At 39.8% G+C, this 16,475-nt stretch carries 8 protein-coding genes; 5 read left to right on the top strand and 3 right to left on the bottom strand.

Annotation, left to right across the window (positions count from 1 at the left end):
• The first annotated feature begins 410 nt into the window (after positions 1-410).
• Positions 411-1,583, top strand: a complete 1,173-nt coding sequence (locus H0W64_05505; protein MBA3661159.1) for a hypothetical protein — start codon at positions 411-413, stop codon at positions 1,581-1,583.
• A gap of 389 nt (positions 1,584-1,972) precedes the next feature.
• Here H0W64_05505 and H0W64_05500 read toward each other — a convergent pair whose 3' ends face one another.
• The gene (locus H0W64_05500; protein ID MBA3661158.1) at positions 1,973-10,453 is read right to left on the bottom strand and encodes a filamentous hemagglutinin N-terminal domain-containing protein; all 8,481 of its coding nucleotides are present in this window, start codon (positions 10,451-10,453) and stop codon (positions 1,973-1,975) included.
• A gap of 229 nt (positions 10,454-10,682) precedes the next feature.
• On the opposite strand from H0W64_05500, the gene H0W64_05495 reads away from it, so the two are divergent.
• The 4 genes from H0W64_05495 (at position 10,683) to ettA (ending at position 15,396) form a co-directional block, all read left to right on the top strand.
• Positions 10,683-11,966: an ATP-binding protein gene (locus tag H0W64_05495; protein MBA3661157.1), complete on the top strand. Its 1,284-nt coding sequence runs from the start codon at positions 10,683-10,685 to the stop codon at positions 11,964-11,966.
• Between the two features lie 31 nt (positions 11,967-11,997).
• A complete protein-coding gene (locus H0W64_05490; protein ID MBA3661156.1) occupies positions 11,998-13,224 on the top strand; it encodes a PAS domain-containing sensor histidine kinase in 1,227 nt (408 codons plus the stop codon).
• 24 nt (positions 13,225-13,248) lie between these two features.
• Positions 13,249-13,629, top strand: a complete 381-nt coding sequence (locus H0W64_05485) for a response regulator (GenBank protein ID MBA3661155.1) — start codon at positions 13,249-13,251, stop codon at positions 13,627-13,629.
• Positions 13,630-13,722: 93 nt separating this feature from the next.
• Complete coding sequence (ettA, locus tag H0W64_05480) at positions 13,723-15,396, top strand: energy-dependent translational throttle protein EttA (protein ID MBA3661154.1); 1,674 nt, start codon at positions 13,723-13,725, stop codon at positions 15,394-15,396.
• A 101-nt stretch (positions 15,397-15,497) separates the two neighbouring features.
• On the opposite strand, the gene H0W64_05475 is transcribed toward ettA, so the two are convergent.
• The gene (locus tag H0W64_05475) at positions 15,498-15,857 is read right to left on the bottom strand and encodes an Hpt domain-containing protein (protein MBA3661153.1); all 360 of its coding nucleotides are present in this window, start codon (positions 15,855-15,857) and stop codon (positions 15,498-15,500) included.
• A 4-nt stretch (positions 15,858-15,861) separates the two neighbouring features.
• The gene (locus tag H0W64_05470) at positions 15,862-16,371 is read right to left on the bottom strand and encodes a response regulator transcription factor (protein ID MBA3661152.1); all 510 of its coding nucleotides are present in this window, start codon (positions 16,369-16,371) and stop codon (positions 15,862-15,864) included.
• Positions 16,372-16,475: the final 104 nt, after the last annotated feature.

Below are 16,475 nucleotides of genomic sequence, written 5' to 3'. Positions count from 1 at the left end.
TTTGGTGAAGAAATTTCAAGTGCTCTATATCGATATTAAAAGTACCCAATATAATTTATCAGCAAAAGGAATAATTACACACATTTAACTTAACCTTAAGCTTAAGTCTTTAGAATAAAGAAAATTAATGAGTCCATACTATGCACCTACGCAATACAACTAATGAAAATCATCTATCTTCAAATTTAGATGCAGTGAAGTTTGATCCCATTATCGGCGAGAAATTTTGCTTCGTTTTTATGCCGCCAAGCACAGAAAAATATTCACTTGAAATATTAGTCTCCCCCGGCACGCATGCAACTTGCTCCACGCTCTTAGCTTTTAAAAAGTTTTTAAGTAATGAAATTACTAAACGTACAAAAACTACACCAAATTTTTACATATTTGAATTAATTACAAAAGACAACGCATTGATTTTAGGATGCAGAAAAAATGAATCGCTCCCAGCAAATCAATTGCTACGATTACTCAATCAACTTAATAAGCCTAAAAAGCAGATTAGAACGAAGAAACGATTTAATTGGAACGATGTAACCTACAGGATTTTTTCACCAAAAGATTCAAATCGACACAGTGGGCTACTTATATTTAAACTGCAAGGCTTTATTACTAATGCACAAATGGTAGTTATGGGAAATAATGTATACTCCAAATTAACCAACTTATACCCAGAAGTAAACGAAGGATTTTCTTTCTCAATTCAATTGAACGAGCTGCATGTTTTAGTTTCAAAGAAAATTAACATTGCAGATGTGGATGCAAAGTTAAAAGCATATCCACAACAAGCTACAGAAATAGAATTTCTATACGCTTCATCTGAGCCCGCCAATAAGGATTATATGGAAATTGAAACTGAAATGAAACGTCCCAAAAAGTCAGCACTTACAATTAACTGGGATAAAATTACTTATAAGTTAGAGAGAAATGACGATAAACAGAGTGCAGTTATGGAATTTAAATTTGAAATTCCAGTCTTGTTAAATGAAGCAAATCAGCTAAGAGATCTATTAAAAAATGCATTGGGCAATAGTATCTATAAATCCTCTCTCAGGGATGAGATCAAATTGAGTTACACTACTAAATTTGACTCAACGCATGTTCGTTTTAACTTTTCAGATGCAACCCATATTGACTTTTTTGAAGGGATTATTTTAAAATACTTAAACAAAAAAATCGTCCCGCGTAAAGAAGATACTTTATCAATCTCTGCACCCAAGACACCTTCCCTCCTTACAAATGAAAATGTTACCGTGTTATTTCAGTCTCTTGCACAGCAGACTTCTAAAATAGCCACTGACTCATCGAGCCTAAGTGTTACAACAACTGAGGATGTTTTCAATCAAACTGAGAGTTTAAATTCATCCCAAACTTCTATTTTTTTACCGCAGGAATCCAATTTTAATTTTGCCAATGATTCTTTTAATACAACCTTAACTGGCGAAGATAAAAATGTAGATATAAGCAATACAATCAAATGTTTTAAAGAAGGTTACCAGGTATTTGGCTGTTTTAAAGTGACTGTCGATACGCCAAGTAATCTTTCAGTCACCCTGGTTGAAAATCAACCAAAGCTTTACAATTAATAAATAATAAATTGACTCAAACTTAAGCTTAACTGTTAAATCAAAATTATTTTCTTTGTAAAATTTGGAATTTTTTATTAAGAGAGATTACCTAGAAATAACTTACTACCTTAGTTTCTTTGACTCTCAATGAATCCAAATTTACTTTAAACTCATACTCAATGAAAAATAAAGCTAGCTTAGCCGATCTTTTTTTCGGCAAGTAAAAGAAAATAAATCAAGATGATCTGCATTTGAAAACATCATGAGGATAAATATCGTTTTAAACGCTAACAGGACGGCTTATTAAGATTTAATACTGCAAACAAAGATTGAACTACATCATGTTATGATATTTTACAATAATAATTGAAATGGATTATTTATTCGTTCATAAAATCATCGTAAATTTAATTAGCAGGAATGATTTTTAAAATGTTTTGCGAGCCTGCTATTACATCACGAAGGAAATCCTTTTGGATGCTGGAAATCGAATCTACATCATCCTCATCAATTAACTTGGCAAAACCAATGATGCTGTTCAGCATCGTTCGTTGAGCAAATGATCTTTCTTCTACAGATTCTTCCATTGAGTTAAGCGCTTCAGTTTGCGTGAGATGAGTTAGCATATTTTTCGATTCGACTAAGACATAACCTAACATTTCTTTTTGTCTATCAGAAATAGCCCCGAGATCCCCATAATAAATTAATTCACTAAATCCAATAATGCTATCGAGGGCACTGCGTAATTTAAACGACATATTAGGAAGACTACCCTGATATCCATTAGTTCGTGAATCAACTTCAGTTAACTCTATTAATTTTTCTTTGCGTAGGAGCATATTCATTCCTAAGCTAAAGGCAATCATCATGAAAATGATCATGCTAAAGGTCGGTGCTTCAATCGCTGTTTTTAAATGCTCAGCAATATTTAATATTTTACTGTACCCTACCTCGCCGAATCCTAACGTGCTTCTGTCTGTCAATGTCACTCCATTTGGATTAAACAAGTTATGGAGATAACGTATAGATTGTGCAGCTGGTGATAAGGCACTGCTTCCTACAGCGTCTTCGCGACCAGTAAAGACAAGAGAAGTCCCCGATACTGAATCGGCAACATGATTGGTAATCGTGACATTAGTATTATTTACTAACTGCATTGGATTGATATTCGTATCAAATGGTGTAATGACGTTGGCAATATCAAGATTGACAAAATTGGGTATGGACGGAACGGGAGGAACTGGCACGTTACCATAAGTAATATTGCCACTAAAACGACTTGGATTAAATCCGTTCATTGATACAAGCACACCATCAACTCGTAATTGATTGGTTGCAAAATCATAGACTGCTGGTGCAATAAAAATAACCGGGTCATTGCTATTACTGGTAGCAAATGAAGTGAAGCCACTGAAGTTTAAAGGATCGCTTACAAAACCACTATTCGGACTACTAATGTGTAGTGAATTTAATTTAGTTGGCAAATAAAGTGTACTTCCGGGATTACCAATCAAATTATTAATATTTAAAAAATGGGTGATGACAGTACCCGAATTATTTGCTACATCGCCTGAATAAAAGAGGTTAGCTAGAAATGTCCCTAAGGGATCTAAATAATGCGAGTAATCGATGGTATTCACTGCATTAAGCTCATTACCGTCAATAGCCCCGCTTAAGCTTGCCCCATCATTAAGAACGAAAGTGTTACCCTTTGTCCCACCGATTAAATGACCTACATTGATAAAGCTTGCATCATTAATACCCGTTACCATGATGTTACCTTGATTTGCACCGGTAATATCCCAACGTTCACTGCTAACGCTATCAATGGCTAACGTATTCACACCATTGCCACTACCCGTTACGGTAAGTTGATTAAGCGCATAAGAACCGGCTAAATTAAAGATATTATCGCCCGGCTGTCCATTCAAGGTTAAGTTGCGGTCTCCTAATACACCACCTTGAAGACTAATATTGCGACCGAGCATCGTAAGATTGTTACCAAGTGTTACAACTGCACCATACACTTGATCTAAAGTTGTCGTGATGCTCGATGCATTGATTGCAATTGAATTTGCTTGAACATTTAAATTAGATACATTAACGGTATCATTAAAGCGTGCAATACCTGTTCCTGCATTAACATTAAGAGAATGAGGACCGCTTACAGCATCATTAATGGTCAGCCCATTCGAAGTTAAATTAACAGGTTGACCTAAAACAATGCCGCCCTGCGCTGCACTTAGACTCATACTGCCTGTGGCAGTTAAATCAGCATTCAACGCTAACGTGTCATTTGTACCCGCAGCGCCATTTACATTTGCATTTAAGGTAAGATTACCCGTACTTGTTGTTAGACTTGCACCCGTTCCTACAAGAATACCGTCATCTGTATTCACTGTTAGAGCTTTGAAGCTAACTGGGTTATTTATAAAATTAACATATCCTAATGTGCCAACAGTCGCCGTAAGGGTTGTCAATCCTGCAATCTGGCTACTATCGGCAACACTTACACCATCAACAAGGATAAAGCCATTTGATGCGGTATTTAAATTGAAGGTGCCAGCCGACATCCGTTGTAATTCATTGCCACTGATACTCATGGTTCCGGATGCATTGCCTAATCCAATACTTCCTCCAATAGTATTCTGCGTAAGAGTAAGCGCTCCATTACCACTGTTTAAAGCACCTGTGGTATTCAGATTAAGATCTGTTGCAGTAATAGCTAAAGGCGCATCACCAGAATTGATGGTTACACCATCATCCACCGCTAAGGTGCCAATATTAGTAATCGTCACAGCCCCGCCACCGCTTTGATTAAGACCCGTAATCGTAAGCGGTGCGGCAGTATTAACTAACGTTATGGCTCCGCTACCACTATTCGTTGCATTAAACTTATTAATTTGATTCGTTGCAAAGCTAAGGATAGTCCCTCCAACGCTGGATGTTGTAAGCGTATCCCCAACAATGAGTGCGCCTGTATTAGTTATCGCTCCGCCCGTTATTACGGTTGCGTTTGAAAGTGTCTGCAATGCTGCAACAGCAAGCGCATTCACATCTTGATAAATTAATACACCCGCAGTATTAGCATTATTAGCAACGTTTCTGGATTGTAAGTTAAGGGTTGTAAATGCATTAGCTAAATTAAAAGTAATATCTGCACCAACATTATTGAACGTTGAAGCTGTTAAGGTTGAACCTGACATAACGCCACTTTGAGTAATCGCATTATTACCTCGTAAAGTGACTGCACCTGTTGTTTGAACGGCAGCAACATCAAACCCACTTGCATCAATGTAGGAAATTGCACCCGCTGCATTCGCAGTATTAGTCGCATTACGCGCGCGTAAATCGACAGTCGAAACTTCATTACCGGTATTCGTTAAAGTGATCGCCCCGCTTGCGTTATTTAATGTTAAAGCAATGAGTTCTTGCGCCTCAATAATGCCTGTTTGCGTTATGGTTGTTGCTGTCACATTAGCAAGCGCCGTTGTTGCAATTCTGCCAATAGCAATACCACTAACATCGCTGAAGCTAATATTGCCCGCTTCATTTATAGTATCGGCAGCATTTCGACTTTGTAAGTTAAGCGTAGTTAGGGAATTAGCTGGATTATTCAATGTGATGCTTGCCCCGCCATCTTTGAGGGTTTTGGCAGTTAGAGTAGTTCCTAGAATGGAACCCGTTTGAGTGATCGCCTCACCCGCATTTAAATTAATGGCATTGGTTGTTGCAATTGTACTAATATCAAAGCCGTTTGCACTATTGTATGAAAGGACACCCGCAGCATTCGTCGTATCCGCTGCATTGCGCGATCTTAAATCAATCGTGGAAAAATTATTGGTGAAATCATTAAGTGTAATTGCCATTCCTGCATTATTGAGCGTTTTAGCAATGAGGGAAGTGCCAGTTAGCGTTCCTGATTGGGTGATCGCAGCCCCAGCTGTTACGATAAGCGAGCCCGTGGGGTTCATGCTGCCTAGAATAATGCCGTTGGTATCACGTAAATTGATATCACTTGCACTGTTTACGGTTACCGTACTAAAGTTGTTGGCTGCATTATTTAAAGTAATATTATTTAAATTCGCTTGAAGTGTTGTTAATCCAGTGATACTAAGTGCTCCACTTTGTGTTAAGGCTCCATTGGTGATGACATCTAATGTGCCACTAACCGTGGATGCACCGAGACTTAAAGCATTAGCATCCGTTAAAGCAACATTAAGACCACTGGTCACTGCTACCGTGCCAAAATCATTTGCTGCATTGGTTAAAGTAATATTATTCGTAGCCCCTGCTATTAAGGTCGTTGTACCCGGTACGCTAATGACTCCCGATTGAGTTAGGGCACCTGCAGTTTGTACGGTTAAACTGTTAGCCGCAATCGCATCTAAAATGAGTGCATTTGCATCACGTAAATTAACGACATTGCCACTTACTACTTTAACGGTTGAAAAATTATTAGTTGCAGTGTTGAGGGTAATATTGTTAGCAAGGCCAGCGGCTAACGTTGTTAAACCAGTAATAGCAAGTGTACCACTTTGCGTTAACGCACCATTGGTGATGACATCTAACGTACCACTAATCGTTGATGCACCGAGAATTAACGCATTCGTATCGGTTAAAGCAACATTATTACCACTTGTGACAGCCACGGTTGCAAAGTTATTCGTAGCATTAGTCAGCGTAATATCAGCTACTCCTGCGATGAGTGTTGTGGTGCCAGGTGATGTAATCACGCCTGATTGCGTTAAGGCGCCACCGGTTTGTACTGTTAAACTACCGGCCGTGGTGAGCGCTGCTAAAACTAAAGCATTGACATCACGTAGACTAACAACATTGCCACTGATAATGCTAAGTGATGAAAAATCATTGCTAGCATTGCTGAGCGTAATACTATTCGCAGCACCAGCAGTAAGCGTTGTTAAGCCAGTTACGGCAAGAGCACCAGTCTGAGTTAATGCACCATTGGTTACAACGTTCAATGTGCCACTAATTGTTGATGCACCAAGAATTAGCGCATTCGTATCCGTTAATGAAACATTATCGCCACTCGTTACGGCGACGGTGCCAAAATTATTAGCATTCGTTAAAACGATATTGTTAACACCTGCAATAAGGGTGGTGGTGCCAGGAGACGTAATCACGCCTGATTGTGTTAATGCGCCACCAGTTTGCACGGTTAAACTACCGGCGGTCGTAAGCGCTGCTAAAACTAAAGCATTAACATCGCGTAGGCTAACAACATTTCCACTGATAATACTAAGCGATGAAAAATCATTGCTAGCGTTACTGAGCGTAATACTATTGGCAGCTCCAGCGGTTAAGGTCGTTAAGCCAGTCACAGCGAGTGGACCCGTCTGAGTTAACGCACCATTGGTAATAACATTTAACGTGCCGCTAATGGTCGATGCACCTAAAATCAAAGTACCTGCATCAGTAACACTGACATTATTACCACTCGTTACCGTAAACGTAGCAAAGTTATTTGTAGCCGTAGTTAGCACAACATTGTTTAAAGTAGAATTAACGGTAGTGATACCTGTAACAACGACTGCTCCACTTTGTGTTAAGGCCCCATTGGTTATGATGTCTAATGTACCACTAACCGTGGATGCACCCAGACTTAAAGCATTAGCATCCGTTAAAGCTACATTAAGACCACTGGTTACTGCTACCGTGCCAAAATCATTTGCTGCATTGGTTAAAGTGATATTATTCGTAGCGCCTGCTATTAAGGTTGTGGTGCCTGGTACGGTAATAATTCCTGATTGAGTAAGTGCACCTGCAGTTTGGATGGTTAAACTGTTAGCCGCAATCGCATCGAAAATGAGGGCATTGGCATCACGTAAATTAACAACATTGCCACTTACGACTTTAATGGTTGAGAAATTATTAGTTGACGTATTGAGGGTAATATTATTAGCAACTCCAGCTGCTAAGGTTGTTAAACCCGTAATAGCAAGTGCACCACTCTGCGTTAACGCACCATTGGTGATGACATCTAACGCACCACTAATCGTTGATGCACCGAGAATTAAAGCATTCGTATCGGTTAAGGCAACATTATTACCACTTGTGACCGCAACGGTTGCAAAGTTATTCGCACCATTAGTCAGCGTAATATCATTGCCTGCCCCTGCGATGAGGGTTGCGATGCCAGGCGAAGTGATCACGCCTGATTGCGTTAATGCGCCACCAGTTTGCACGGTTAAATTACCGGCCGTCGTTAGGGCTGCTAAAACTAAAGCATTGGCATCACGTAGACTAACAACATTTCCACTGAGAATACTAAGCGATGAGAAATTATTGCTAGCATTGCTGAGCGTAATACTATTCGCAGCACCAGCAGTAAGCGTTGTTAAGCCAGTTACAGCAAGAGCACCGGTCTGAGTTAACGCACCATTAGTGATAACATCTAACGTACCACTAATCGTTGATGCACCGAGAATTAACGCGTTTGTATCTGTAACACTGACATTGCGTCCACTCGTTACTGTCAATGTACCCAAATTATTTGCTGCATTATTTAAAGTTATATCTTGCGTTGCACCGGCTGCAATCGTAAGCGTTCCGGGTAAAGTTAAAATCCCACTATTTGTAATGCTTGAACTTCCAAGCGAGGTTAAGGTTAACCCTGCAGTACTATTGATGGTTCCTAAATCTAATCCTGTGGTACCCGTATTGTTTATAAAAATACCGCTGCTTCCGGTTGTCGCATTTAACGTACCTGCAATAATGGGAATAGGCGTTGCTACCGCCCCAATGGCGCGTGCGGCTGCTTGTGAAGTCGTGAGATTGATCGTGCCCGAACCGACATTTAAAATGCCGCCTCCCATCGTAATACTGCCGCCTGTTATATTACCGCCCGTATTCGTTGCAACGGTAATCGTGCCCCCATTGCCTGTGGTCATAGAACGTAAAACAGCAGTACCCGTGCCACCACCTGCAGCAGCATTAACGTTAATAGCAATGGCTGAAGCCGTTGTATTGGTTGTTACGATCGAACTATTTGCACCCATGGCGAAGCCTTGAGAACTTAGTCCATCTTGATTGGCGTTAATTGCGACCGTGCCTGATCCAGTATTGATCGTGCCAGTAATGGCACCCGTGCCCATTGCAAAAGCGTTGGCCGTATTAGCTGTGAAATTACCACCATTGGTGGTAATGACAGAATTTGCCGTACTTCCCAATGTGACGCTATCACTATTAAAGACAACGTTCAGTCCACCTAGCGTTGAAGTAATATTATTATTTGCAATAATTGCACCCACTGCAGTCAAGGTTAACGTGGGTGTATTCAATGCTGATTTAACAATGGCATCGGTAATCGTAATGTTGCCCGTTTGCGTACCACCAGGGGTTGTTAAGATCGTGACACTTGTTCCTGAATTTAAAGAAGCAACAATGGTTGCAACGTTGGCCACCGCATTATTGGCAGTGGTGGTAAATACATTGGGTGAGGCGCCATCAAAGCTACCATTCACAGTCGCTGCAGCTGAAATGGTTACATTCGATGGATCAAGCAACCATAAACCAGCTTGACCTGCTGGCGCGCTCGCGCTAACTGAGCCCATGGCTTCTAAATTATTTTTACTCGAAGTTTCAACAAAACCACCATTTCCACCTTCTTGTCCGGCACGCGCAAAGATTTCACCATAAAATTTGGTTAATTCATTGGACCAAACAATAACCGTACCGCCATCACCATGGTGTAATGCATCTGCAATTAAACGCGTGTTCGTAGCAATGACCGTTGCATTGGCATTAGGCAAAGGACCTTTGCCGAGATAGTTGCCGCCAATTAAAATTTCACCCCCAGCGAGATCACCGCTGACATCAAGGGTTGCACCGTTATCGATTAAAATATTATGACCTGTGACATTAATTTTACCGCCTCGTTGAGCTGCAGATTTACCTGAAGCATTAACATTCGCAGCAACACGGACCACGCCGCTAGAAGGATCCCCTGATAAAATAATTTCGCCATTTCGCATGCTGACGGATTTCGCTTGAACAACCCCTTCTAAATTAATAACTCGATCTAAAACGCCTTGCGCAGCTTTCGCCGTAATCAAAACTTTGCCACCATCTGCACGAATCATCCCCGTGTTACTCACCCCGTGTTTTAAAGAACCATCGGAGTTACGATTTGCATGAATGGTTTGCTCATCAACTGTAAAGCTAATGAGTTGGTCACCGGATAAGTCGAGGGTAAATTTACTACCCGAACCAAGGGCAATGGTGCCCATATTTGCTTCGATATGACCTGAATTTGAAACACTACCACCGACTAAAGCAATCAAACCATGATCTCTTGCGATGATGGTCCCTGCATTGACGATTTGACCCGCATAGGATGATGTTTGATTAAAAATATATTGCCCTGCTAAAAAATTCTGACTACTAATATCAGTTGTTGAGGCAATCAAACTACCCACATTCACAAATGAATTGGGACCGAAATAAATACCAGCGGGGTTGACCAAAATAATGCGGCCGGTTGCCGTTAAATGTCCGTAAATTTCTGATGCCCCTTGCATTGGGTTGACCCGATTTAAAGTGACACCGCCTTGAGGTTGTTGGAAGTGCGTAGTTTCATGGGCATTAATATTAAAAGTTTGCCAATTAATAATTGCAGATTGGCTCGTTTGATTAATTTGTAACGTATTAGCTGCAGGTGTTGACATGCTCACATTACCTGCTTCGATTTGACCACCTTGTGGATTAGCAAGCACGGAAGTTGAGAAACTCGTAAGGACCATTGAAAGGGTTAACACCAAAACTCCCGATTTCTTCAAAAACATTGACCCCAACGTTTTGAAGAAAGCCAGCTTGGAACCATCCAGACGATCAAACTGCGCGATTAATGATGTCCATTTCCTACTCATTTTGTTACCCCTAAATTGTCCTAAAATTAAACATCTTTCTTTTCTATTTCTTGAAATAAGTATGGTGCTTTTTAAGCATTCCAAATGACGGAGAAATTGCATGTGAAATGAGGGGGTTAGAAAGAAGTTTTTTTTGCTAGCTTCTAAAGGGACATTCAATGAATAAATTTAGTCAGTCCCCCTATTTAACGGGTAAAAAATTTATAATAGAGGAATGGAAACTGAGATTGTGGCACCTAAAACGACTGAGCAAAATGACGCATCCGATTTAGATTTAGCAAAATTGGGTGGACTTGCGCATGTTTATGCTACGGATAAAATTTTTCCCTTACCCACATTCCCGGGATTCTATACGCTTACGGGCGGCATCATGAGCGGTAAAACAACTTTGTTAAAATTGTGGATGCAAACTGTAAAAGTTAATAAGCAAGCGCGTTATTCTTATTTTTCCCTTGCTGATATGAAAGATACGGCTGCACTTGTACGCGTATTAAAAAATAGCTTAGACACTTCCCAATCTGCGCTATTACATTATGTATTTTTGGATGATGCAAGCGCCTTATCTGACTGGGATAAAGCCATTAATGAATGTCTTAATAATAATCTTTTACAACAAGTTGTCTTAGTTGTCGCAGACGTTGACTATTCCATTACAGCAAAAGCTAAACAATTATTTGCGACCCTTTATCAATATAATATTCATCTTACTTCACTTAGCTTTCATGAAGTAGTTCTCCTTAAAAATCCAAATAAAGAAATAGAGCAAATTAACCTTCTCGAAGAATTCAATCAATACTTACTGCATGGTGGCAATTTAAATGCAATTAACGACATGGCAAAGTCCGGCAAAATATTAGATACGACATTGAAAAATTATATGCATAGATTAAAAAAATTAATCTTAAAACATGGACGCCATGAAAATTTCTTACAAGAAATTTTTGACGCTATGATTAAACATTATGATTCGCCTATTACATGGAATGAATTATCCCACGAACTCTCTATTGAGCATCCCAAAACTATCCAAGATTACATCACACTCTTGGCAACATATGATGCTGTCTTTATTCAATCTGCATTGGGTGCAAATCAACGTGATGCAGCCCCAAAGAAAGCCCGCAAATTGATGTTTACTGATCCATTCATTTTTCATGCAGTTCGAGCTTGGCTGAATCCTGTGAACGATGTATTTAATACGCAAATTAGCCCGATTCAAAATGATCTAGCTTTAAGTGCGAAATTAGTTACTGCGTGCGTTATTACACATTTTAGCCGTCATTTTTCAACTTTTTACATTAAAGCTCAAGGCATGATTGATTTAGCTTATTTAGCTAACAACAAAGTCTACCCTATCGTGGTGCATTGGAATAACCACTTTCAAGCCAAAGATCTAAAGCAAATTTTGAAATATCCAAATGGCAAAATTCTTACGAAGATGCAACGCTCAGGTGTTATTGAGCATATTAGAACAGAACCTGTTCCTTATGCTTTATGGAAACTCGGCGTATAAATTACTGCGGGAAAAGTAAGGAAGACATAGTATGGTTGTAACAACAGATGGTGTTAGTCTTTCAAAATTGGATATCAGTGAACAACTTGATTTGCTGAAGTCTGTGCTTGAAAGTTCAACTGAATATTCTATCGCAGCCGTAGATTTGCAAGGCACTATTGTTGCATGGAATGCTGGCGCCAAAAGAATTTATGGATGGGATGCAAGTGAAGTGTTAGGTAAAAATGCGACGATTATTTTTACTCCCGAAGATATTGCCGCGAAAAAACTTCCGTTTATTTTAAGCGAAGTTAGATTACGTAGTGTATGGACTGGTGAAATGATACGTATTCGTAAAGATGGCTCTCGTTTTACCGCACTCGTTACCGTGACATTGCGTAAAAATCAACAAGGTGAGGCGGTGGGTTACACAGCTATTGCACGGGATTTAACCGGCATTCAAAATGCCTTACGACTTTTGAATAAACTCGAAGCATCCAAGCGTTTATTGCAACTTAAAAACCAAGAATTGGAAAAATCAACGCGATTAGCCCAAGAAGCAAGTAATCTCAAAAGTGAATTCTTAGCAAATGTTTCGCATGAATTACGCACTCCTTTAAATGGCATCATTGGCTTTGCCAAATTACTTTATGATGGATTAGTTGACCCCCGCTCTCCTAAATCCAAAGAATTTTTAGGTGATATTATTTATAGCGCTAATCAATTATTATCTCTGATTAATGACGTATTGGATTTAAGTAAAATCGAAGCGGGTAAAATGGAATTTCACGCTCAAAAAGTTGATCTTTCCAAAATGCTTTATGAAATCCTTGATAATTTCCGTTTACTCATTTTAGAAAAAAATATCAAAATTCGGACTGAAGTCGATCCTGCTTTGCGTTTTGTGCAAGTCGATCCTGATAAACTTAAACAAGTTATTTTTAATTATGTCTCGAATGCTTTAAAATTTACTCCACCGGGGGGACGCGTTAATGTAAGCATTTGTAATACGAAACCGGATTTTTTTCAATTACAAGTTGAAGACACAGGAATTGGCATTCACGCAGAAGATCAGAAAAAATTGTTTATCAAATTTCAACAACTCGATGCGAGCACCAAAAAGATGTATGCGGGTACGGGATTAGGATTGGCGTTAACTAAACGAATTGTTGAAGCACAAGGTGGTGAGGTTGGGGTCAAAAGTACTTTTGGCAAAGGAAGTACTTTTTACGCCATCCTTCCTTGTTTTTACGAAGGCTTGGAACCAGACACACTTTAATGACATGCAGGGAAAAGCAGATTTATGACTGGTGAAACCATACTCATTGTGGATGATAGCCCACTTAATCTTAAGCTAGTCGAATATCTGCTGACGGTAAAAGGTTATGAAATTCACACTGCAACCAATGCTGAAGAAGCCTTGCAACTCTTAAACACTTTAGATCCCAAACTTATTTTGATGGATATTCAATTGCCTGGCATGGATGGTTTAGAATTAACCAGCATTCTCAAAGCAAAGCCTAAATATAAGACAATTCCTATCATCGCCATTACCGCTTATGCCATGAAAGGGGATAAAGAAAAAACATTAGCTGCAGGCTGTGATGGCTATATTACTAAACCCATTGATACGCGCACCCTCCCAGACGTCATTGCAGGCTACCTAGACAAGACCAATGTTTAACCTTACTTAAATAAATCAAAATGGCTATTGGCGATTAGTGCCATATCCAGGATAATGATGCCCTTCTTAATATAATGATTAGATGAATTTCTCATGGCGCAATATATTTTCACGATGCAAGGTGTTGGCAAAGTTGTTCCTCCGAAACGCGAAATATTAAAAAACATTTGGTTATCGTTTTATCCTGGCGCCAAAATTGGTGTTTTAGGATTGAACGGATCTGGAAAATCCACACTTTTGAAAATTATGGCGGGTTTGGACTCTGAATATATAGGTGAGGCACGTCCCCAAGCGGATATTAAAATTGGTTATCTTCCTCAAGAACCTCAACTGAATCCTGAAAAAACCGTACGGGGCAATGTCGAAGAAGGAATGATCGAGACTTTCAATTTATTGCAGCGTTTCGATGAAATCAGCGATAAATTTGCAGAACCCATGAGCAATGAGGAAATGACAAAATTACTTAATGAACAAGGCGACCTCCAACATGCCATTGATGCAGCGGGTGGCTGGGAAGTAGGTCGGAAGCTAGAGATTGCAGCTGATGCATTACGACTTCCACCCTGGGATGCTGATGTAACTAAAATTTCAGGGGGCGAAAGGCGGCGGGTAGCTCTATGTCGGTTATTATTGTCCAAACCCGATATGCTCCTTTTAGACGAACCTACTAACCATTTGGATGCTGAAAGTGTAGGATGGTTAGAGCGATTTTTGCATGATTATCCAGGCACCGTGGTGGCAGTTACCCATGATCGCTATTTCTTAGACAATGCTGCAGGTTGGATTTTAGAGCTTGATCGTGGCCAAGGCATCCCATACGAAGGTAACTATTCAGCCTGGCTCGAGCAAAAAGAAAAACGCTTGGAGCAAGAAGAGCGTCAACAATCTTCTCATCAGAAAGCAATTAAAGCAGAATTAGAATGGATACGGACTAATCCCAAAGGCCGACAAGCTAAGAGTAAAGCACGTTTAGCACGCTTCGAAGAAATGAGTTCGAAAGAATTTCAAAAACGCTGCGAAACCCAGGAACTCTATATCCCACCCGGCCCAATGTTAGGCGATGTTGTCATTGAAGCAAATCATTTGAGCAAAAAATTTGGGGATAATATTTTGTTCGATGACTTAACTTTTAATCTACCCAAAGGTGCCGTGGTTGGCATTATCGGCCCCAATGGCGCAGGTAAAACCACGTTGTTTAAGATTTTGAATGGTCATGAAGAAGCAGACTCAGGTGATTTTAGACTTGGTAATGCAGTCAAGTTAGCCTACGTCGATCAAAGCCGCGATGCACTCAATGGCAGCAAAACAGTATGGGAAGAAATCTCCGGGGGTCAAGAAGTTATCACGATCAACGGTTATCAAATGGCATCCCGCGCTTATGTCGGTCGCTTCAATTTTAAAGGTACTGACCAACAAAAATTTATTAAAGATCTTTCCGGTGGTGAACGAAATCGGGTGCACTTAGCCAAGCTGCTTAGCCATGGTGGCAATGTGTTATTGCTTGATGAACCCACTAATGATTTGGATGTTGAAACCTTACGTGCACTAGAAGAAGCGATACTGAATTTCCCCGGTTGTGCGATGATTATCTCTCATGATCGATGGTTTTTAGATCGGGTTGCAACCCATATTTTAGCCTTTGAGGGCGACAGCACCACCACCTTCTTCACCGGCAACTTTACTGAGTACGAGGAAGACCGCTTACGCAATTTAGGCGATAAAGCCTTACAACCGCACCGTATTAAATACAAGAAGTTAGCGACTTAAGACGCTGATTTAAAATAAAAACTTGGGTTGCAAATTTAGCAATCCAAGCTTTTAAGCGCTCTTGGTACGGGGCCCATCTAACAGTGTAAACGTAAGAAATCCTACCGATTAAACTTCTTTATCATTTCATGATTTAACTTATCAACCATTTTCCTACTATGATCAAGCGTCACACTTAACTTTTCCCAATCTGCATCTTTCACTTGATCTTCCATATGTTCACATAACTTATATAGCTTCATAAACCCGCTACTACCAACCGGGCCTTTTAACTGGTGTAAGGAATTTAAAACTGCTTCTGCATTCCGATCCAGAGCATCATGAGCGATTTGATCAAACTTTTCGGTTGCTGTTTTAATAAGCATCTTCAAAAAATCCTGCATTCCTAGCGCATTATTCCCGAAGATTAAATGCATCAAATTCATATCAATTAAACTATTTTTATCAATTTTCGTAACCATAGGGCTAGGTCCCTTTCAATTGCTTCACTAATAATTCCAACTCTTCTATTTTGCCATAACATTTTGCCAACTCTTTTTTGTGCTGATCAATCACTTGCAAGCATTCAACAATACGAGAACCAGCAAAAACACGAATACGTAATTCTTGAAAATTAACAGGCTTTAATAAAAATTCATTGGCACCGGCTTCTAAACCTTTAATCATATTTTCAACGCCTGAAACTTGCGTTAAGAAAATAATATAGGGATGAAAATCTAAAGAAGCACGAATACGTTCGCATAATTCAACGCCATTGAGTTTTGGCATTAACCAATCAAGAATCAAAATTGAAGGTGCCTCTGGTGATTGCATAATTTTCCATGCTTCTTCACCATCACTCGCCTCAACAACTTCATAACCCCACCCCAGAATCGCGGTGCTTAACAGCATACGCATAGCTTCATCATCTTCTGCTATCAAAATTTTGGAAGGATAAGATAATTCGTCGGGAGAATGAGGATTGTCGTTTTTCATAGGGCATCGCATTGAGTCTATTAAGATTACCCTCATCATAGGTCTTTTTGAGGGAGGGATGCAATTGGTCGTTAAGGATCGGGGAATTATTTGAACATCTTAGG

It is taken from the genome of Gammaproteobacteria bacterium (assembly GCA_013816845.1).
Taxonomy (GTDB): domain Bacteria; phylum Pseudomonadota; class Gammaproteobacteria; order DSM-16500; family DSM-16500; genus Aquicella.
The sequence above is the reverse complement of the archived record's forward strand: the minus strand, read 5'-3'. Positions and strand labels throughout refer to the sequence as shown.

Bases quoted from the DNA above. Each gene is read 5' to 3' on its own strand.
- H0W64_05500 (MBA3661158.1), bottom strand. From the start codon at position 10,453: ATGAGTAGGAAATGGACATCATTAATCGCGCAGTTTGATCGTCTGGAT.
- H0W64_05490 (MBA3661156.1), top strand. From the start codon at position 11,998: ATGGTTGTAACAACAGATGGTGTTAGTCTTTCAAAATTGGATATCAGT.
- H0W64_05485 (MBA3661155.1), top strand. From the start codon at position 13,249: ATGACTGGTGAAACCATACTCATTGTGGATGATAGCCCACTTAATCTT.
- ettA (MBA3661154.1), top strand. From the start codon at position 13,723: ATGGCGCAATATATTTTCACGATGCAAGGTGTTGGCAAAGTTGTTCCT.
- H0W64_05475 (MBA3661153.1), bottom strand. From the start codon at position 15,857: ATGGTTACGAAAATTGATAAAAATAGTTTAATTGATATGAATTTGATG.
- H0W64_05470 (MBA3661152.1), bottom strand. From the start codon at position 16,371: ATGAAAAACGACAATCCTCATTCTCCCGACGAATTATCTTATCCTTCC.